19 protein-coding genes are annotated in these 18,999 nt (G+C 72.2%); 14 read left to right on the top strand and 5 right to left on the bottom strand.

Annotated elements, in window-relative coordinates:
* The first annotated feature begins 2 nt into the window (after nucleotides 1-2).
* The 7 genes from narI (at nucleotide 3) to RF645_RS08920 (ending at nucleotide 6,901) form a co-directional block, all read left to right on the top strand.
* Nucleotides 3-803, top strand: a complete 801-nt coding sequence (narI, locus tag RF645_RS08950) for a respiratory nitrate reductase subunit gamma (RefSeq protein ID WP_006213677.1) — start codon at nucleotides 3-5, stop codon at nucleotides 801-803.
* 74 nt (nucleotides 804-877) lie between these two features.
* Nucleotides 878-2,113, top strand: coding sequence for an MFS transporter (locus tag RF645_RS08945; RefSeq protein WP_006213676.1), 1,236 nt, complete (start codon nucleotides 878-880; stop codon nucleotides 2,111-2,113).
* Between the two features lie 187 nt (nucleotides 2,114-2,300).
* Nucleotides 2,301-2,798 carry a cyclic pyranopterin monophosphate synthase MoaC gene (moaC, locus tag RF645_RS08940; protein WP_006213675.1) on the top strand — a complete coding sequence of 166 codons (498 nt, stop codon included), beginning with the start codon at nucleotides 2,301-2,303 and terminating at the stop codon, nucleotides 2,796-2,798.
* The gene (locus RF645_RS08935; protein ID WP_368818953.1) at nucleotides 2,795-3,979 is read left to right on the top strand and encodes a molybdenum cofactor biosynthesis protein MoaE; all 1,185 of its coding nucleotides are present in this window, start codon (nucleotides 2,795-2,797) and stop codon (nucleotides 3,977-3,979) included. The genes moaC and RF645_RS08935 overlap by 4 nt, the downstream gene beginning before the upstream one ends.
* Entirely contained in the window at nucleotides 3,964-5,286 is a 1,323-nt protein-coding gene (locus RF645_RS08930; protein WP_006213673.1) for a ThiF family adenylyltransferase, read from the top strand. The genes RF645_RS08935 and RF645_RS08930 overlap by 16 nt, the downstream gene beginning before the upstream one ends.
* Before the next feature lie 2 nt (nucleotides 5,287-5,288).
* Nucleotides 5,289-5,456: a hypothetical protein gene (locus tag RF645_RS08925; RefSeq protein WP_006213672.1), complete on the top strand. Its 168-nt coding sequence runs from the start codon at nucleotides 5,289-5,291 to the stop codon at nucleotides 5,454-5,456.
* 83 nt (nucleotides 5,457-5,539) lie between these two features.
* Nucleotides 5,540-6,901, top strand: a complete 1,362-nt coding sequence (locus RF645_RS08920) for a glycosyltransferase 87 family protein (RefSeq protein ID WP_006213671.1) — start codon at nucleotides 5,540-5,542, stop codon at nucleotides 6,899-6,901.
* A gap of 247 nt (nucleotides 6,902-7,148) precedes the next feature.
* Here RF645_RS08920 and RF645_RS08915 read toward each other — a convergent pair whose 3' ends face one another.
* The 4 genes from RF645_RS08915 to RF645_RS08900 form a co-directional block, all read right to left on the bottom strand.
* Nucleotides 7,149-7,418: an HPr family phosphocarrier protein gene (locus RF645_RS08915; protein ID WP_006213670.1), complete on the bottom strand. Its 270-nt coding sequence runs from the start codon at nucleotides 7,416-7,418 to the stop codon at nucleotides 7,149-7,151.
* Between the two features lie 60 nt (nucleotides 7,419-7,478).
* The gene (locus RF645_RS08910; RefSeq protein WP_006213669.1) at nucleotides 7,479-9,653 is read right to left on the bottom strand and encodes a fructose-specific PTS transporter subunit EIIC; all 2,175 of its coding nucleotides are present in this window, start codon (nucleotides 9,651-9,653) and stop codon (nucleotides 7,479-7,481) included.
* A 124-nt stretch (nucleotides 9,654-9,777) separates the two neighbouring features.
* Nucleotides 9,778-10,743 carry a 1-phosphofructokinase family hexose kinase gene (locus tag RF645_RS08905; RefSeq protein WP_204782653.1) on the bottom strand — a complete coding sequence of 322 codons (966 nt, stop codon included), beginning with the start codon at nucleotides 10,741-10,743 and terminating at the stop codon, nucleotides 9,778-9,780.
* Nucleotides 10,740-11,591, bottom strand: a complete 852-nt coding sequence (locus tag RF645_RS08900) for a DeoR/GlpR family DNA-binding transcription regulator (protein ID WP_006213667.1) — start codon at nucleotides 11,589-11,591, stop codon at nucleotides 10,740-10,742. The genes RF645_RS08905 and RF645_RS08900 overlap by 4 nt, the downstream gene beginning before the upstream one ends.
* Nucleotides 11,592-11,728: 137 nt before the next feature.
* Here RF645_RS08900 and ptsP point away from each other — a divergent pair, with 137 nt between their 5' ends.
* The 3 genes from ptsP (at nucleotide 11,729) to RF645_RS08885 (ending at nucleotide 15,678) form a co-directional block, all read left to right on the top strand.
* On the top strand, nucleotides 11,729-13,447 hold the full coding sequence (gene ptsP / locus RF645_RS08895; RefSeq protein WP_368818952.1) for a phosphoenolpyruvate--protein phosphotransferase: 1,719 nt from the start codon (nucleotides 11,729-11,731) through the stop codon (nucleotides 13,445-13,447).
* Nucleotides 13,448-13,457: 10 nt separating this feature from the next.
* The gene (locus tag RF645_RS08890) at nucleotides 13,458-14,207 is read left to right on the top strand and encodes a glutamine amidotransferase (RefSeq protein WP_006213665.1); all 750 of its coding nucleotides are present in this window, start codon (nucleotides 13,458-13,460) and stop codon (nucleotides 14,205-14,207) included.
* A gap of 157 nt (nucleotides 14,208-14,364) precedes the next feature.
* The gene (locus tag RF645_RS08885) at nucleotides 14,365-15,678 is read left to right on the top strand and encodes a lysostaphin resistance A-like protein (RefSeq protein ID WP_368818951.1); all 1,314 of its coding nucleotides are present in this window, start codon (nucleotides 14,365-14,367) and stop codon (nucleotides 15,676-15,678) included.
* Between the two features lie 107 nt (nucleotides 15,679-15,785).
* Here RF645_RS08885 and RF645_RS08880 read toward each other — a convergent pair whose 3' ends face one another.
* Nucleotides 15,786-16,109, bottom strand: coding sequence for a hypothetical protein (locus RF645_RS08880; RefSeq protein ID WP_368818950.1), 324 nt, complete (start codon nucleotides 16,107-16,109; stop codon nucleotides 15,786-15,788).
* 246 nt (nucleotides 16,110-16,355) lie between these two features.
* On the opposite strand from RF645_RS08880, the gene RF645_RS08875 reads away from it, so the two are divergent.
* The 4 genes from RF645_RS08875 (at nucleotide 16,356) to RF645_RS08860 (ending at nucleotide 18,974) form a co-directional block, all read left to right on the top strand.
* Nucleotides 16,356-17,717, top strand: a complete 1,362-nt coding sequence (locus RF645_RS08875) for a M18 family aminopeptidase (protein ID WP_368818949.1) — start codon at nucleotides 16,356-16,358, stop codon at nucleotides 17,715-17,717.
* Between the two features lie 172 nt (nucleotides 17,718-17,889).
* A complete protein-coding gene (locus RF645_RS08870; protein WP_368818948.1) occupies nucleotides 17,890-18,330 on the top strand; it encodes a hypothetical protein in 441 nt (146 codons plus the stop codon).
* Nucleotides 18,331-18,420: 90 nt separating this feature from the next.
* Nucleotides 18,421-18,741, top strand: coding sequence for a hypothetical protein (locus RF645_RS08865; RefSeq protein WP_368818947.1), 321 nt, complete (start codon nucleotides 18,421-18,423; stop codon nucleotides 18,739-18,741).
* Entirely contained in the window at nucleotides 18,669-18,974 is a 306-nt protein-coding gene (locus tag RF645_RS08860) for a class F sortase (protein ID WP_368818946.1), read from the top strand. The genes RF645_RS08865 and RF645_RS08860 overlap by 73 nt, the downstream gene beginning before the upstream one ends.
* Nucleotides 18,975-18,999 lie beyond the last annotated feature (25 nt).

The raw sequence follows: 18,999 nt of genomic DNA, 5'->3' as shown, positions 1-18,999 counted from the left end.
GCATGAACACCACCGACATCCTGCTGTGGGGTGTGCTGCCCTACGTGGTGCTGCTGATCTTCATCGGCGGCACGATCTGGCGCTACAAGTACGACCAGTTCGGCTGGACCACCCGCTCGTCGTCCCTGTACGAGGGGAAGCTGCTGCGGATCGCCTCGCCGCTGTTCCACTTCGGGATCCTGGCGGTGCTGATCGGGCACATCGTGGGCCTGGTCATCCCCAAGTCCTGGACGGACTTCGCCGGGGTGTCCGAGCACATGTACCACATCATGGCGCTGACGATCGGCATGTTCGCGGGCTTCGGCACGCTGGTGGGCCTGGCCCTGCTGATCTACCGCCGCCGTACCACAGGCCCAGTGTTCATGGCCACCACGAACAACGACAAGATGATGTACGTCCTGCTGGTGCTGGCCCTGCTGGCGGGCATCGCGACCACGCTGATCTCGGTCTTCGACCACACCGTCGTGAACTACCGCGAGACCGTCTCCCCGTGGTTCCGCTCGATATGGATCCTGCAGCCGGACGTGGGCGCCATGGCCGCGTCGTCGCCCTCGTTCAAGGTGCACGTGCTGTTCGCGTTCGCGCTGTTCATCGCCTGGCCGTTCACCCGCCTGATCCACGCGTTCACGGCGCCGGTGCACTACCTCTTCCGGCCGTACATCATCTACCGCTCCCGGGACCGGGGCCGCACCACCGGCCACGCCCCCGTGCGCCGCGGCTGGGACCCGATCGGGACGCAGGACCGCGCGCCGTCGTCGGCCTCCCGGCCCAAGCGCCAGCCGACGTCCTCCGTGCGCCGCTGACGCGCCCCTCCCACGGCCCCACTGCACACCCTCGCGCCGCCTCGAGCGCGGCGCCGACCACCAGGAGATCACCCATGTCCGCTGAGGGCACCCGACCGTCCGTCGACGCCGAGCTGAAGGCCGGCCAGACCCGGAACCTGATCATCGCGACCCTGGCCTCCGTGATGGGCTTCTGGGCCTGGACCATCATCGGCCCGCTGTCCTCGCGCTACTCGCAGGCCATGGACCTCACCGCGGGGCAGACCTCGATCCTCGTGGCCATGCCGATCCTGGTCGGCTCCGTGGCCCGCGTCCCGGTGGGCGCGCTGACCGACCGCTACGGCGGGCGCGTCATGTTCACCGCGATCCTGGGCGTGACCGCTCCGCTCGTGCTGCTCACCGCGATCGTGGGGCAGCTGAACAGCTTCGGGCTGCTCGTCTTCGTCTCGTTCTTCCTGGGCATCGCCGGCACGGTCTTCGCGATCGGCATCCCGTTCTGCTCGGCCTGGTACGAGGCCCACCGCAAGGGCTTCGCGACCGGCGTGTTCGGCGCGGGCATGGTCGGCACCGCGGTCTCCGCCTTCGTCACCCCGCGCATCGTCGCAGGCCTGGGCTACATGGGCGCCCACGTGCTGGTCGCGGTGCTGGTGGCCGCCATGGCCGCGATCAGCTGGATCGCGCTGCGCGAGTCGCCCACGCGACGCGGACTGGAGCCCACGCCCATGATGCCCAAGCTCAAGGCCGCCTTCGCGCTGAAGGAGACCTGGATGCTGTGCTTCATGTACGCGATCGTCTTCGGCGCGTTCGTCGCCTTCTCGAACTACCTGCCGACGTATCTGGGCAACGTCTACGACTACGACCCCACGGCCGCGGGCACCCGCACCGCCGGATTCGCCCTGGCCGCGGTGATCGCCCGGCCGATCGGCGGCACCCTGGCCGATCGGATCGGTCCCAAGACCGTGTCGATCACCTCCTACGTCGGCGCGGCCGCGCTCGCCGCGATCGTCGCCTTCCAGCCCTCCCACGAGTTCGTCTACGGCCCGCTGTTCCTGGCCATGGCCGTCTTCCTGGGACTGGGCACCGGCGGCGTGTTCGCCTGGGTGTCGCGGGCCTCGGACTCCCGCACGGTGGGCACCGTCTCCGGCGTGATCGCCGCGGCAGGCGGCCTGGGCGGCTACTTCCCGCCGCTGGTCATGGGAGCCACCTACAACCCGGAGCACAACTCCTACTTCTTCGGGCTGATGCTGCTGGCCGCGTTCTGCATCCTCGGCCTGCTCGTGGCGCTCGTGCTGCGCAACGGCGGCAAGGTGGACCAGCGCCAGACGGCCTGAGCCCGCACAGCGCCTCGCGCTCGGCCCGTCTCTGCCCGCCGCAGGGGCGGGTCGTCCGTCGGGCCCACAGGCTGTCCCGTCGTGCGGTCCCCGTACGGTGGACGGCACGACGACTCCGCCGGGCGCGCCCTGCGTCTCGCGGCGTCCGGCCGGCAGCACCCAGCTCGCAGCACCTCAGGAGGAGCCCATGTCCGAGACCCCGAGCAGCGGTCTGAGCCACGTCCGGGCGGACGGCTCGGCCCACATGGTCGACGTCTCCGCCAAGGCCGAGACCTCCCGGGAGGCCACCGCGGAGGCGGTGCTGAGCACTCGACCGGATGTGATCGAGAGGATCTTCGCGGCCGAGCTGCCCAAGGGCGATGCCCTGCCGACGGCGCGGATCGCCGGGATCATGGCTTCCAAGCGCACCCCGGACCTCATCCCGCTGTGCCACCCGCTGCCGCTCGCCAAGGCCTCGGTGGACTTCGAACGCCGGACGGAGTCCGTGCGCCTGCTGGCCACCGTGCGCACCCGCGGGGCCACCGGCGTCGAGATGGAGGCGCTGACGGCGGTCTCCGTGGCGGCGCTGACGCTCTACGACATGATCAAGGCCGTAGACAAGCACGCCGAGATCGGCGGGATCAGGGTCCTGGCCAAGTCGGGCGGGAAGTCCGGCGACTGGACCAGAGAGGACGCGCAGCCATGAGCACCGAGCCGATGAGCACCGAATCGGAGGGCGCCCGCGCCTGGGGCGAGCGGGATCCGCAGCTGCCCCCGCGGCGCGCTGTGCTGGTCGTGGCCTCGACCCGCGCCGCTGCGGGCACCTACCAGGACACCGCTGGGCCTGCAGGAGTGACGGCGCTGCGACGGGCCGGGATCGAGTGCCCGGAGCCCGTGGTGGTGGCGGACGGCGAGCCTCTGCGCCGGGAGCTGCACCGGCTGCTGCGCGAGCTGCCGCAGGCCGAGCGTCCGGACCTGGTCGTGACCTCCGGCGGCACCGGGATGATGGCCGATGACCGCACGCCGGAGATCACCGCCGAGCTGCTCGACCTGCAGCTTCCCGGGCTCGTCCACGCGCTGTGGGCCGAGGGCCTGCAGCACGTGCGCACCGCCGTGCTCTCGCGCGGACTGGCCGGGATCAGCGGGCGCACGCTCGTGGTCAATCTGCCGGGCTCCCGCGGCGGGGTGAAGGACGGCATGGCCGTGATCATCCCGCTGCTCGAGCACATCCTGCACCAGCTCGAGGGCGACCGGGACGCGGGGCACACGAGCCCCGAGGCCCCCCGCACGGAAGCGGCACCCTCAGCGGCCTCCGCTGACGGCGCGCCTGCCGCACCCGTCGAGGAGGCCGTCGCCCCGGTGCCGCCAGCCGAGCACGGCGCCTCCGCCGCCGACAAGCCCCCGGCTCCGCCCGCCGACGGATACCAGCCCTCCGGCCAGCAGGGCGATCACCCGGCCGACCTGGCCCCGTCCACGGTCGTGGACACCTGGATCACGGATCAGCCGCTGGATCCGGTGGGCCTGCGGGCCATGGCCTCTGCCTCCGCGGCGGGCGCCGTCGTCGGGTTCAGCGGCATCGTGCGCGATCACGACGGCGGCCGCGGCGTCGCCTCCCTGGACTACACCGCGCATCCGCAGGCCGCCGAAGCGCTGCGCGCCGCCTGCCAGGAGATCGCCGACGCCCACCCGGGCCTGCGGATGGCGGCGGCCCACCGGATCGGGCATCTGAGGGTGGGGGACTCGGCCATGGAGGTCGCCGTGGGGGCCTCTCACCGCAGGATCGCCTTCCAGGCCTGCGACGAGCTCGTGGACTGCATCAAGGCCCGCGTGCCCATCTGGAAGGAGCAGCACCTGGACGATGGAGGCAGGCAGTGGGTGAACCTTTGAGCGCCGCCGGCCTGCCGCCGCTGGTCGAGCCCGGCCCTCAGCTGAGTCCGGAGCAGCTGCGCCGCTACGCGCGCAACCTGCGCGTCCCGCAGATCGGCGAGCTCGGCCAGCGCCGCCTGCGCGCGGCCACGGTGCTGTGCGTAGGCGCCGGGGCGCTCGGCTCCCCGGCGCTGCTCTACCTCGCCGCCGCGGGGGTCGGGACCCTGGCGATCGTCGACGACGACGACGTGGAGCTGTCCAACCTCCAGCGCCAGGTCATCCACGGCTCCGAGGCGGTGGGGCGGGCCAAGACGGCATCTGCCGCCGCGCGGATCCGGGAGCTGAATCCGGACGTGCAGGTCGTCGAGCACCGGCGGCGCCTGGACGCCGGAAGCGCCCTGGAGCTCGTGTCCGGGTGCGATCTGGTGCTCGACGGCTCGGACAACTTCGCCACCCGCTACCTCGTCTCCGATGCCTGCGAGATCACCGGGATCCCCCATGTGTGGGCCTCGATCCTGCGGTTCGACGGCCAGGCCTCGGTATTCTGGGCGCAGCACGGGCCCACCTACCGCGATCTGCACCCCGTGCCGCCGCAGCCCGGCTCGGTGCCCAGCTGCGCCGAGGCCGGAGTGCTCGGAGCGCTGCCGGGGATGCTCGGCTCCACCCTGGCCATGGAGGCCATGAAGCTGATCATGGGCACCGGCGTCACGCTGCTGGGGAGGCTGTCGATCTGCGACGCCCTCGACGGCAGCTGGACCCAGATCCCCCTGCGGCGAGCCGCCGGAGCCGCGGCCGTCACGCACATGTCGCCCTTCGCGGACCCGGCCCGCGACGGCTATCCGGGGGCCGAGGACTCCGAGCGGCTCCTCGCCGGAGCCACCGGGACCAGCGGGGGCGGCGCCAGCTGCGTCGCGAGCGAGCCGGGGCCTCCGTCGTCGGACCCGACGGCCTCGGATCCGGAGCTGGTGACCCCCGAGCAGCTGTCCGACCTGCTGGCCGAACGGGCGGCGGGGCGCGCGTCGTTCGAGCTGATCGACGTGCGCGAGCCCTGGGAGCACCGGCTCGAGCGGATCGACGGCGCGCAGCTCATCCCGCTGGGAGAGCTCCTCGGGCAACCCGATGCGCCGGAGATCGCCGACGGCGCGGCTGGCCAGCTGGACGGCCCGGATGACGTCATCCTCCTCTGCCAGGCCGGAGTGCGCTCAGCCCAGGCCCTCAACCGATTGCGCGAGGCGGATATCGTGGCCGGACGGACGCGGCGCGTCCGGCACCTGGCCGGAGGCATGTCGTCATGGAGCGGGGCGGGCCTGCCCACGACAGGAGACTGAGCATGGAATCGACCCCTGAAGACGACGATCACCCGTCGAGCGCCGAGCACGGCCTCACCGCCTCCCAGGACGCCCACGGACTGGTGCGCCCGGACCGGTGGGGGACGGTGCTCGGGGCTGCGGGGTCGCTGGCCCTGGCCGTGGTGCTGCGCGGCCTGCGTCGGCGCTGAGACTGCCGTCGAAGTCCTTGGTGCCTGAGGGCTACCCTGGTCCGGTCCCGCCCGGGGCCGCACCCACCGTCCAGGAGGTCCGGTTGTCTTCCTCTGCCCGCTCCAGCTCCGCCGCCGCGCAGGCCGCAGATCGCGCAGCGCCCGCGCCTCGCTCGGGCGACGGCCCCGCGTGGGGCAGGGCCCTCGCCTGGATCGCCCTGGTCGCCGTGCTGGCCTGGGCCGTCAAGCTCGTGATCGAGGGGTCTCTGGACCTCATGGTCTACAACATGGGTGCGCAGTGGGTCGCCCACCCCGCGACCCGGGCGCAGCCGCTGTACGACCTCGAGTTCCCCGTCCCGTGGGGCGGCCCGGACACGCTGCCGTTCACCTACCCGCCGTTCGCCGCCCTGCTGTTCGGGCTGCTGGCCTGGATCCCGTTCGACCTCACGCGCTTCCTGCTGCTGGCTCTGGACATCATCGGTGCCGTCGTGCTGGGCCGCGGCCTGCTGGCCGTCGCCGAGCGGCGCGGCCGTCCGCTGCCGTGGACGCGGGCGCTGGGCTCGTCGGCGTCGCTGGCCCTGATCACCGCGCTGATCCTGTTCTGCGGCCCCTGGATCCGCACGATCTCGCTGGGGCAGGTCAACATCCTGCTCTTCGCGCTGATCTTCCTGGATCTGGTGCGCCGCACCGACGGCACCGGCTCGCGGCTCGAGAACGCCGTGGCCTTCATCCCGCGCGGCGTGCTGATCGGCATCGCCGCCGGCATCAAGCTGACCCCGCTGGCCTTCGGCCTCATCTTCCTCATGGGGAAGAACTTCAAGGCGATCCTGGCCATGGGCGTCACGTTCGCCGCGACCGTCGGGCTGGGCTTCCTGGTCCTGTACCAGGACTCGATCCAGTTCTGGACCGACGCCGTCTCGTCGTCCGACCGCGTGGGCTCGATCAAGTACATCGACAACACCGCCCTGACCGGCGTGCTGATCAAGACCGGCGTCCCGGCCGATGCGGTGGACCCGATCCGCTACGTGCTGGTGCTGATCATGCTGATCGCGGTTGCCGTGGCGCTGCCACCGCTGCTGCGCCGCGGGATGACGCTGTCGGCGATCTCCATGAACGCGCTGGTCATGCTGTTCATGTCGCCGATCTCCTGGTCGCACCACCAGGTCTACTACCCGGTGATCGTAGTAGCGCTGTTCACCGAGGCCTTCCCGCACGTTCTGCGCGGGGGCTTCCGGATGCCAGCGCAGATCATGGCGTGGATCTGGCTCGTGGGCGCCTACATCGGGCCCATGCGTGGGCTGTGGATCGTGGACCTGTTCGGCGTGCACCTGCATGCCGCGGAGACGATCTGGGTCATCCCCTACCTGGTGCTCTTCGTCCTGCTGCTGACCTGGTCCGCGGCCGTCGTCGTCGCTGCCCGACGCGATCGCCGCGCGGGGTCCGGCACCCCGGCCCCCGCTGCCTGACCCGACGCACCGACGCCCGCCGCCTGCCTCGACGCCTCCGCCTCGAGAGGCCGACTCCGGCCCTCCCCGCCGTCGACGGGCCGTTCCCTCACCGTTTCGCGGCTGAACCGGTGAGGGAACGGCCCGTCGACTGAGATGGGGTGGGGAATCGGCCAGCCGTGGGGAGCGCGGAGACGACGGGACCCCCGCAGCCAGGCGGCTGCGGGGGTCCCGTGCTGTGCGCTCCCGGCCTCCGGGAGGAGGCGGATCAGCTGGCGTCGAGATCCTGCTCGATGAGCCCGGCGATCTTCTCGACGGCCTCGGCGTTGTCCGAGGAGACCTCGACCTCGGTGCCCTTCTCGGCACCCAGGGCCATGATCAGCAGCGACGACGACGCGTCCGCCGGCTCCTCGTCCGGGTCGTTGACGAGACCGATCAGGATCTCGTCGTCGTACTCCCCGGCGGCCTCGGAGATGATGGCTGCGGGACGGGCGTGCAGTCCGACGGCCGAGCCGACGATGACCTTCTTGCTGGGCATGCTTCCTCCTGACGGGTGCTTCATCGCACCGCTGCTAGTGGCGTCTTCAGCCTATGCGGTTCAGGCCGCGGCTGTCTGCGCCGTGGGCGCATCTGCGGACTCGGCGTCGCGCTGGGCGCGCGCCATCAGCGCGCGCTGGCGCTGGCTCTTCAGCACCGTGACGATCACCGCGGAGACCACCACACCGGCGACCAGCGCGATCAGGAAGCCTACCGGGTTGCCGATCGTGCCGATGACGAAGATGCCGCCGTGCGGGGCGTTCTGCGTGACGTTCAGCGCCGCGATGAGTCCGCCGGTCACGGCACCGCCCGCCATCATCGACGGAATGACGCGCAGCGGGTCGGCCGCGGCGAATGGGATGGCGCCCTCGGAGATGAAGGCCGCGCCGAGCAGCCACGCGGAGCGGCCGTTCTCGCGCTCGGCCTCGCTGTAGAGCTTGCCGCGCACCGTGGTGGACAGGGCCAGCGCCAGCGGCGGCACCATGCCGGAGGCCATGACAGCGGCCATGATCATCTGGTTCGCCTCGCCGCCGGCGGACAGGCCCGCGGTGCCGAAGAGGTAGGCGGCCTTGTTGACCGGCCCGCCGAGGTCGAAGCACATCATCAGGCCGATGATCACGCCGAGCAGCACCGCGGAGGAGCCGGACATCGACGACAGCCCGTTCTGCAGGGCCGTCATGAGCGCGGCCAGCGGGGCGCCGAGCAGCAGGTACATCAGCAGGCCCACGATCAGCGTGGTGACCAGCGGGATGATGACCACGGGCATGAGCCCGGCCAGCCAGCGCGGCACCTTGATCGAAGCGATCCACATGGCGATCAGACCGGCGATCAGGCCGGTGACCAGGCCGCCGATGAAGCCGGCGTTCAGGGCCACGGCGATCGCGCCGCCCACGAAGCCCGGGGCGATGCCGGGGCGACCGGCCAGGGCGTAGGCGATGTAGCCCGACAGCGCCGGGACCAGGAACGTCATGGCCAGACCGCCGACGACGCTGAGCACGGCCGCCAGATAGAGCAGCAGACCGTCGCCGCGGATGGCGACGTCCGAGTAGTCGGCTGCGCTAGGCAGATTGGCGAGACTGCTGTTCGCGACGATGTCGGCGGACACGTTGGCGATGCCGGCGTCGCCCATGAGGAAGCTGATCGCGATCAGCAGACCGCCCGCGGAGACGAACGGGATCATGTAGGACACGCCGGTCATCAGCGCCTGCTGGATGCGCCGCGGCCAGCTCGTGCCGCCCTGGCCCGCGCCAGCGGACTCGCCGCCCGAGCCGCCGCCGCCGGCGATCCGGTGCCCATTGGGGTCATCGGCCGCGGCCAGCGCCTTGGTGATCAGGCCCTCGGGATCCGAGACGCCCACGTTCACGCCGGCCTCCACGCCCGGCTTGCCGGCGAAGCGCTCGCGGTCTCGCACGCCCACGCCCACGGCGAAGACGACGGCATCCGCCGCATCGATCTGCTCCTGCGTCAGCGGCGTGCCGCCGGACGAGCCCTGGGTCTCCACGACGAGCTCGTGGCCCATCTCCGCGGCCTTCTGCTCGAGCGCCTCGGCCGCCATGTAGGTGTGCGCGATGCCCGTGGGGCACGACGTCACGGCCACGAGGTGGCGCTTGGCGGGGGCCGCTTGGGCCCCGTCGTCGGCCGCTGCCGCGCCCGCCGCACCTGCTCCGGCTGCGGCGCCCGCTGCGGCGCCCCCGTACTGGGCATCGGAGGACCCGGTGGCGGTGCTGCCGCTCGGTGCCGGAGCGGCCTCGAGCTGATCCGTGGCCGGCTTGGGCTTGGGGGCCAGGACCTCCTCGACGATCGCCACGACCTCCTCGGCTGACTGGGCCTCCCTCAGGGAGGCTAGGAAGGTCTTGCGGGCCATGGCCCGAGCCAGCTTGGACAGCAGCTTCAGGTGCGCCTGGCCCTCGCCGTCGGCGGCGGCGATCAGGAAGATCAGATCGGCCGGGCCGTCCTTGGCGCCGAAGTCCACGGGCTTGGGCAGGCGGGCGAAGGCCAGCGACGTGGTCTGCACGTGCGCCGAGCGGCAGTGCGGGATGCCGATGCCGCCGGGCTGGCCGGTCGCGGACTGCTGCTCGCGAGCCAGGGCGTCGCCGGCCAGGCCCTTGGCGGAGTCCGCCCGGCCCGTGGCGGCGACGATCCCGGCCAGCTTGGTGATGACCTTGGTCTTCTCGGAGCCGAGATCCTGGTCGAGCGAGACCAGGTCGGCTGTGATCAGCGGTGCGTTCTCTGACATGTCCTGTCCTTCGATGCGGCGGCCGGCGGCCGCTCGGTGGTGCTCGCCTCCGGGGGAGTCCCGGTGGCGACCGCGGGGAGCCTGCATCCGCTGCGGATGCAGGGGAAGATCGGGTGGGGGCCGCTCAGTCGAGCGGCAGCTCGGACACCGTGGTGCCGTCGAGGTCGATCTGCTCGGGGGAGGGGACGCCGGTGCCGGGCAGCGCGGTGGCGCCGGAGCCGTAGGCCACCGCGCGGCGCAGCCGCTCGGCCGGGGCCAGGCCCTCCGTGTGGGCGATCAGCAGCCCGGACAGCGACGAGTCGCCGGCGCCCACGGTGGAGACCGGTGTGATGGGCGGGGGAGTCGCGGACCAGGCGCCCTCGGCGGTGACCAGCACTGCCCCGGCACCGCCGAGGGTGGCCAGCACCTCCCGGACCCCGCGCTCCACGAGCCGCCGGGCCGCACGCGCGGCGGGCAGGAAGTCGCCGTCGTCGGCGGCGGCCTCGATGGCCAGGCCGTCATCGCCCACGAGCTGGCCGAGCTCGAGCCCGTTCGGCTTGAGGATGTCCGGAGCTGCGGTCTCGAGGCGCTCGGACAGCGCCACGAGCGGGGCGTCCGAGGTGTCCACGGCGATCTGCACACCGCTGCCGCGCAGCTGCGTGATCAGCTGTGCGTACCAGTCCTCCGACGGGCCCGGGGGCAGCGAGCCGCACAGGGCCACCCAGTCGCCGGGCGAGACGGCGTCGCGGACCGCGGCCAGGCAGGCCAGCTGGGCATCGTCATCCAGCAGCGCCCCGGGCTCGTTGATCTTGGTGGTGGTGCCGTCGGGCTCGGTCAGGGTGATGTTGGTGCGCACGCGTCCGGGCAGGTCCACCGCACGGTGGGCCACGTCCGCCTGGGCGAGGGCCGACAGCAGCGGGTCGCCGCTGGATGCGGGCAGTACGGCCAGGGTGGGTGCGCCCGCCAGGGCCAGGGCGCGGGAGACGTTGATGCCCTTGCCGCCGGGGCCGTCGTCCACGGACGCGATGCGGTTGACGCCGCCGCGCTCCAGCGGGGCGGTCAGGGCGGCGGTGCGGTCGATGCTGGGGCTGGCGGTGAAGGTGACGATCATGCGATCACGACCTCGATCTCTGCTCGGTTCAGGGCTTCGGCAAGGGAGCTGGGCGGGACGGCGTCCGTGATGAGGACGTCGATCGCGCTGAGGTCGGCGAACGTGCACAGGTGCTCGGCGCCGAACTTGGTGGAGTCGACCAGCGCGATCACGCGCTGGGAGCGGGCGGCGATCAGGCGCTTGGCGGCGGCCTCCTCGGCGTCCGGGGTGGTCAGTCCGAGCACGGCGGACAGGCCGTTGGAGCCCAGGAAGGCGACGTCCGCGGAGATCGAGCTCAGCAGGGCATTGGTCTGGGCTCCCACGACCGTCTCCGTGACCGGGCGGAGTCGTCCGCCCAGCAGGAGGACCTCGACATCGCGGGCGTGGGAGAGCTCCACGCCGGCGCTGGGGGAGTTCGTCACGACCGTGACGGGCTCGAGGGCCCCCTCCCGCGCTGCGGCGGACATGGCGGCGGCGAGGCAGCCGGTGGTGCTGCCGCCGTCGAGCAGTACCGAGCCGTGCGCCGGCGGAAGATGGCCCATGGCGGCCCGGGCGATCGCGGCCTTGGCCCCGATCCGGGTGGCTCTGCGGTCATCGACGGCGGCCTCGCGGCCGTTGCGCCCCAGCGGCGGGATGGCACCGCCGTGCACGCGCTGGATGCGGCCCTGCCGCTCCAGGACGTCGAGGTCGCGGCGGATGGTCTCCGGGGCGACCGAGAACTGCACTGCCAGCTCCGCCACGGAGACGCGCCCCTGGACGGCGGCCTGCTGCGAGATGGCCTGCCGCCGCTCGGGCGCGAAGAGGCCCTGCCCGGTGTCCGGATCCGAGCCCGCCGCGTCCCCCGAGAGAGGCTGCTCTGTGATGTTCATTACGCCCATTTGTACATGATCATGCCCGGATGCGTTGATTGTCAATCTGTGTCCCGCTTCACTAGAATACCTGCAAGCAACGCTCGCCCGCGCATGTCCGCGCGGTTTCAGCGACTCGATGATGAGGAGCGCTCTTCATGTCCGAAGATGCCCGTTTGAACACTGCCGCCGCTGCTGCCCCGCAGGCCGACCTGACGGGCATCGGCGTCGTCGCCGGCGTCGCGGCTCGTCCCGCCATGTGGGTCCGGCCCCGCCCGGCCCTGCCGACCGACGTGCCGGAGATCCCGGAGTCGGATCGCGAGTCGCAGAAGGAGCGCTTCGACATCGCCGCCGCCACCGTCGCCGGACGCCTGGACGCCCGCGCGCAGCGTGCGGAGGGCCACGCGGCCGAGGTCCTCGGCGCCACCGCCGCGCTCGTCACGGACAAGGGCTGGCGCCGCGCCGTCGGCAAGCAGATCGACTCCGGTGCCTCCGCCGAGCTCGCCGCGGCGCGGGCCACGGACACCTTCGTGGCCAAGTTCGAGAAGATCGGCGGCCTCATGGCCGAGCGCACGACGGATCTGAAGGACATCCGCGACCGCGTCATCGCCGAGCTGCGCGGGGAGCCGGAGCCCGGCGTCCCGGATCCGGCCGAGCCGATCATCCTGCTGGCCGACGACCTCGCCCCCGCGGACACCGCGGGGCTCAAGCCCGAGCTCGTGCAGGGCATCGTCACCGAGCTCGGCGGCAAGACCAGCCACACCGCCATCATCGCCCGCCAGTTCGGCATCCCCTGCGTGGTGGGCGCAGGCTCCGCGTTGCGTCAGATCGAGGACGGCCAGCTGATCCTGGTCGACGGCGAGTCCGGTGTGATCGAGCTCGAGCCGGAGGCCGATTCCGCCGCCTCCCGCGCCGCCGAGTCCGCCGAGACGCTGGCGCGCATCCGCACCTGGACCGGCCCCGCCGTCTCCGCCGACGGCACCCGCATCCAGCTGCTGGCCAACGTCCAGGACGGAGCGGGCGCCCGCACCGCCGTGGCCACCGGCCTGCCGGAGGGCGTGGGCCTCTTCCGCACCGAGCTGTCCTTCCTCAACGCCACGGCCGAGCCCTCCGTGGCCGAGCAGACCGCCCTCTACCGCGAGGTCTTCGACGCCTTCGACGGCTCCAAGGTGGTCGTGCGCACCCTCGACGCCGGCTCGGACAAGCCCCTGGCCTTCGCGACCATGCCGGATGAGCCCAACCCGTCTCTGGGCGTGCGCGGCGTGCGCATCGCCTTCGAGGACGACGGCGTGCTGACCCGTCAGCTCGACGCCATCGCCGCTGCGGCCGAGGGATCCGGGGCGGAGCCCTGGGTCATGGCCCCCATGATCGCCACGGTCGATGAGGCCAAGTGGTTCGGCGATCTGTGCCGCGAGCGCGGCCTCAAGCCCGGCGTCATGATCGAGGTCCCGTCGGCCGCTCTGCTGGCCGATCAGCTGATCGAGCACGTCGACTTCTTCTCGATCGGCACGAACGACCTCACCCAGTACGCCATGGCCGCCGACCGCATGGCCTCGGGTCTGGCCCAGCTCACGGATCCCTGGCAGCCCGCCGTGCTCAAGCTCGTGCAGATGGCCGCGCAGGCGGGCCAGCGCGCCGGCAAGCCCGTGGGAGTGTGCGGAGAGGCCGCAGCCGACCCGCTGCTGGCCTGCGTGCTCATCGGCCTGGGCATCACCTCGCTGTCCGCGGCCGCCCCGGCTCTGGCAGCCGTCGGCGTGAAGCTCGGCGAGGCCACGGACGAGCAGATGAAGCGCGCCGCGGAGGCAGCCGTGCAGGCCCCGTCGCCGGAGGCCGCCCGCGAGGCCGCCTCGGCCGCGCTGTCCGACGCTCGGGCCTGAGGCGGCGCAGGTGAAGCCGTTCCTGCTGATCTCCACCCGGCCGGAGGACTCGATCGCCGAGGAGGAGCTCGATACCTTCCTGCGCTTCACGGGGCTGGAGCCGGATCAGCTGCGCCAGCTGCGTCTGGAGAAGGGTCCGGAGGTCGCCCGCGAGCTGCAGGATCTGGACCTGGACGAGATCTCCGGGATCTTCGTGGGCGGCTCGCCGTTCACCACCTCCACGCCGCAGGCGGAGAAGACCGAGGTGCAGGTCCGTGTGGAGAAGGACCTCGGCGAGCTGCTCGACCGCGTCATGGACCGCGGCACCCCCTTCTTCGGGGCCTGCTACGGCGTGGGCACGCTCGGCGTGCATCAGGGCGGGGTCGTGGACGGCACCTACGCCGAGGGCGTGGGTCCCATCCGGATCACCGTGACCGACGAAGGGTCCCGGGACGTCCTGCTCGAGGGGATGCCGGAGACCTTCTGGGGGTACGTGGGGCACCAGGAGGCCGTGCGCGCTCTGCCGTCCAATGCCGTGCTGCTGGCCACGGGGGAGGAGTGCCCGGTGCAGATGTTCCGCATCGGCGAGCGGGCCTGGGCCACGCAGTTCCATCCGGAGCTCGACGACACCGCGCTGCTGAGCCGGATCGATGCCTACAAGCACCATGGGTACTTCCGTCCGGAGGACGCCGAGGAGGTGCGCCGTCGCGTGATCGACGGCCCCCAGGCCGATCAGCCGCGGCGCCTGCTGGCTCGCTTCGCGGAGGTCTTCGCCCGCTGAGGGCCAGAGCCTGCGGGGACGGCTCGGCTCCGGTCGGATCCGGTGCGGCGGGCGAGCGATCGGGGGCCGTCGTCGTCCGTGAGAGGGACCGCGGCGCTGTCCGGAACCATCCTCGGGAGGGAGGGCGTCGTCGTCCCGCGCGGATACGGTGGAGACCATGAGCACCGCCGCCTCCGCCCAGTCGTCGCCCACGGCTTCCCCTTCTGAGCCCGTGCCCTGGGGCGGTGCCGCAGCGCCGGTGCCCGTCGGCGGTCCGCCCGCGCGCGGGACCGGGGCTCCCTCCGGGACGCGACGCCTTCCGCTGGGTGCGGAGGTCCGCGACCTGCCCTATCACCGGCTCGGCCTCGCCGACCACCGGCATCGCCCGTGGGCCCCGCTGATCGAGGGCGCGCTGAGCGGCGGGATATATCTCGGGGCGAGCATCTTCTTCACCGTCGCGCTCCTGCTGGGCATGTTCGTCTTCCGCCCCGAGCTCACGGACACGTTCATGACGGGCGATCCCAACCAGATGAACATGGCGGATCCGTGGCTGCTCGTGCTGCTGTTCGGATCGGTCGCGATCTGGCTGCCCATCGCGCTGTTCGCGCGGTGGGTCATGCGGCCCCGGCCGATGGGACTGATCTGGTCGGTGACCGGACGGATCCGCTGGAAGTACCTCTTCATCACCCTGGGCGTGGCCGCCGCGATCTACCTGGTGATCCAGGTGGGGCTCAGCCTGCTGCTGAGCGCTCTCGCCCCGCAGGAGCAGGGCCTCGAGTTCGAGCCGCAGCCGTGGTGGTGGCTGAGCCTGATCCTGATGCTGCTGATCGTGCCCATCCAGTGCACCGCTGAAGAGGTCGTGTTCCGCGGCTACCTGGCGCAGATGCTGGGACGCTGGCTGCGTCACCCCCTGTTCGCGATCCTGCTGCCCGTCCCACTGTTCATGCTCGGGCACCTCTACGACATCTGGGGTCAGCTCTCCGTCGGCATGATGGCGCTCGTGGCCGGCTGGGTCGTCTGGCGCACCGGCGGGCTCGAGGCCGCCATCGCTCTGCACGTCGTCAACAACATCTTCGCCTCCTTGACGGTGCTGTTCGTGCCGTTCGACCCGGAGGCGCAGGCAGAGTCCGTGGGCTGGTTCGGCTTCCTCGTCACGGCGGTGATGCAGGTGTCCTTCGGCCTCCTGGCGATCTGGATCGCCAAGCGAAGCGGCCTGGCCGTGACCCGACGCAGCGCCGTGTGGCCGGCCCGCGCCCGCCGCGACTGGGAGCGCTTCACGGGGCTCGACGCCGCCGGGGTGCGCGAGCTGCCCGCAGCTGCGGAGATCGCGGACATGCTCGGCGCCTGGCGTGCCGGTGGTCAGGCCGGTCCGGGCGCGACCTCCTGGCAGGCGGGCCCGGCCGTTCCCGTCGGACAGCCCGGAGCGCCCGTCCCCGGGCAGCCGCAGCAGCCCGCCCCCATGGGCCCCCCGGCGGCTCCGCCGCGCCCCTAGGGCCAGCGGCCCTCACCGTGATCGGTGCCGCGGCGCTGCCTGGTCGAGTGGCGCGGTGCGGCAGAGCAGGGTGAGCTCCGGCGGGAGGCCCCGTCAGGCGCGGGTCTTCAGGCTGCGACGCTCGAGGCGGCGCTCCAGGTCCCCCAGGCCACGAAGGGGCCCAGCGCCGCCACGATCATGGCCATGCGGCCCGCGCCGCGTCCGCGTCGGCGCAGGAAGGCGGTCGCGCCCATGGCCATGGCGGCCAGGCCCATGAGACCGCAGACCGCCTGTGCTGCCAGCAGCACGGAGGCCTTGATCTGAGAGTCGCGCGGCATGCCTGCCCAGGTGCCGTCGCCGAACTGCTGCGCCTCGATCAGCACCACGCCCACGAAGGCCGCGCAGATCGTCGAGAGCACGATGGCGGTCAGGGCCAGGGCCAGGGCGGTCATGCCCATGGTGGGGCCCCGCCCCGTGCCGTCAGAGGGGATCTGGGGGGAGGCGGGCTTCGGAGGGGCGTCCGACGCCGCGTGTGTCATACAGCGAACATACAGGTTCTGAGGTTCGGAATGCCCTACATCTCGAAGTTCGAAGGAGCAGAGCCCGACGGCACGGCATGGACTCGAGTCGATGGATGTGCCCCGGGGCCCCGCTATCGCACGCAGCTGCTTCCGTGGGCTGTCCCTACACTGGAGCACATGGTCGACACGCACGCTCAGCCCAGTCCCCAGATCCCCGCCGATCCCGACTGGCCGCAGTCGCCGGCCGCGCGGAACGCCCAGGATCTCGCGGAGCTCGTCATGGCCTCGCCGAGCTCCTTCCACGCTGCCGCAGAGGGCGCGCGACGGCTCGAGGCCGCCGGCTTCCATCAGCTCGACGAGCGCGACGCCTGGTCCGGCGACGACGTCCGGCAGCCGTCGTACGTGGTGCGCGACGGCGCCCTGATCGCCTGGGTGACCCCGGAGGCCTTGGGGGAGCGGGCGGGATTCCGGGTCGTCGGGGCCCACACGGACTCGCCGTCGTTCAAGCTCAAGCCGCGCCCCAGCACGGGGCATTCAGGCTGGTGGCAGGCCGGGGTGGAGATCTACGGCGGCCCGCTCGTGAACTCGTGGCTGGATCGAGAGCTTCGCCTGGCCGGGCGGATCACCGTGCGCATCGAGCAGGGGGCGGAGTCCCGCCTGGTGGCGACGGAGCCCGTGGCGCGGATCCCGCAGCTGGCGATTCACCTGGACCGCGGGGCCAACAAGGCGCTGAGCCTGGATCCGCAGCAGCACACCCAGCCGATCTGGGGCTGCGGCGACGAACCCGGGGATGTCCTGGCGCTGCTGGCCGAGGCGGCCTCCCGGGGCGGCCTGCGGGTGCGCGCCGAGGACCTGCTGGGCTGGGACATCGTGCTGGCCGATACGCAGCAGCCGCGCCTTTTCGGCGCGCGCCAGGAGCTGCTGGCCTCGGGGCGGCTCGACAACCTCACCTCCGTGCACGCGGGTCTCGAGGCGCTGACCGGCCGGCTCGATGACCTGCGCGGCGGTCGGCACATCGCGATGCTTGCGGCCTTCGACCACGAGGAGGTCGGCTCGCGCACCCGCTCCGGGGCCGCCGGGCCGTTCCTCGAGGATGTGCTGGTGCGCGTGGGGGCGGCGCTGGGCTGGGACGAGGATCGACGACGGGCGGCGATCGCCTCGTCCTCGTGCCTGTCCTCCGATGCCGGGCACCTGGTGCACCCCAACTACCCCGGCCACCACGACCCCGCCGTGCGGCCGATGCCGGGAGGCGGTCCGCTGCTGAAGATCAACGCGGATCAGCACTACACGACCGACGCCGATGGCGCTGCCCAGTGGCGGCTGGCCTGCCGCAGCGCCGATGTGCCGGTCCAGGAGTTCGTCTCCCACAACGCCGTGCCGTGCGGCTCCACCATCGGCCCCATCACAGCGGGACGACTGGGCATGCGCACCCTGGACGTGGGCGTCGGGCTGCTGTCCATGCACTCGGCGCGGGAGATGGTCCATCTCGAGGATCTGCACGGGCTGGGCCGGGCCATGCAGGAGTGGCTGCTGGGCTGAGGGATCGTCTGGTGCTTCTTGGGGGACGGGCGCGGGAATTTTCCCCGGAAAGCCGTTCCGACCTGCAGTTTCAGGTCTACGACGTGGCCAACGGCACAAGGTGCTGTGCCTGGCCTCATGGGGGAGAGTGAGCGGGTGCACCGGGTGGCGCCCCACCACCATGAGGAGACCCATGTCCCAGCATCCGTCTGCTGTCCTCGGCCGCAGCACTCGTCCGCGTCGCACGGCGGCTCTGGCCGTCGTCGCAGCCGTCACCACCTCCACGGTGACCTTCGGACCCGGGGCTCGTCACCTGCGCTCGCTGAATGCCGGCATCGTCGCGGTGCCGGACGAGCCGACCCCGGAGCCGACCCCGAAGCCCACGGTGACGCCCTGTGCCGTGCCTGAGACCCCGGCAGCCCCGAGCGAGCAGCCTTCCGAGCAGCCGGTGGTCCCGGCTTCGGGCGGCGGCGACCACGGCGGCCCCGATCAGGTGGAGGTCCACTCGGGCGAGGGCGCCGGTCTGGTCGGCACGAGCGGCTGGACGCCCCTCGCCCTGGGCGGCGGCGTGCTCCTGCTTCTGGCCGCAGCCGTCTTCGCCGTGCCGCGCCTGCGGCGCTCACGCGGCGAGTGAGCCCTCGGAGTCCCTGGTCGGCGGCAGCCCTGAGGGAGCTGCCGTCGGGCGGGGGCTTCGTCGTCCCTGGATCCAGAGATGCTGGGCCCCATGAGCGTTGATCGCCGCAGGCCTGTGGCCGCCGTCCTGGCGCTGCTCGGTGCGCTGCTGGTGGTGGCTGCGGTGATCGGCACGGCGGTGCACTACGCCGCTCAGCCCGAGGCCGCAGACACGTACGACGGCTCCGTGGACACCTCCGCGGCAGCCGCCTCCCTGGCCGGTCAGCCCGATCGCCTCGAGGCACCGACCCGGAGCATCAGCGTGGGCTGCTCGCCGTGCGGGCGGTGGACGGAGCGCTCGTGCTGCCCGAGGCGCCGGGCACCGTCTGGTACGACCAGTCCGCGCCGATCGGTGCGCCCGGAGCGTCTCTGATCGCCGGACTCGAGACGGGCGCCCCGGTCCTGGTCACCGACGACGAGGGCGAGGCCCACGAGTACGTCGTCGAATCGCTGCAGGTCTACGAGCAGCAGGCGCTTCCCGAGGACATGCTGCAGAGCACCGGTCCGGATGAGCTGGTGCTCGTGACCTGCTCCGGCGCCTCCATCAGCACCGGCGGCGCCTGGAGCTACGAGTACAACCTGGTCGTCACCGCTCCCACCGTCTGAGCTCTCGATTCCGCACGTCGGCCTT

It is taken from the genome of Kocuria sp. CPCC 205260 (genome assembly GCF_040981045.1).
GTDB classification, from domain to species: Bacteria; Actinomycetota; Actinomycetes; order Actinomycetales; family Micrococcaceae; genus Kocuria; species Kocuria palustris.
The sequence above is the reverse complement of the archived record's forward strand: the minus strand, read 5'-3'. Positions and strand labels throughout refer to the sequence as shown.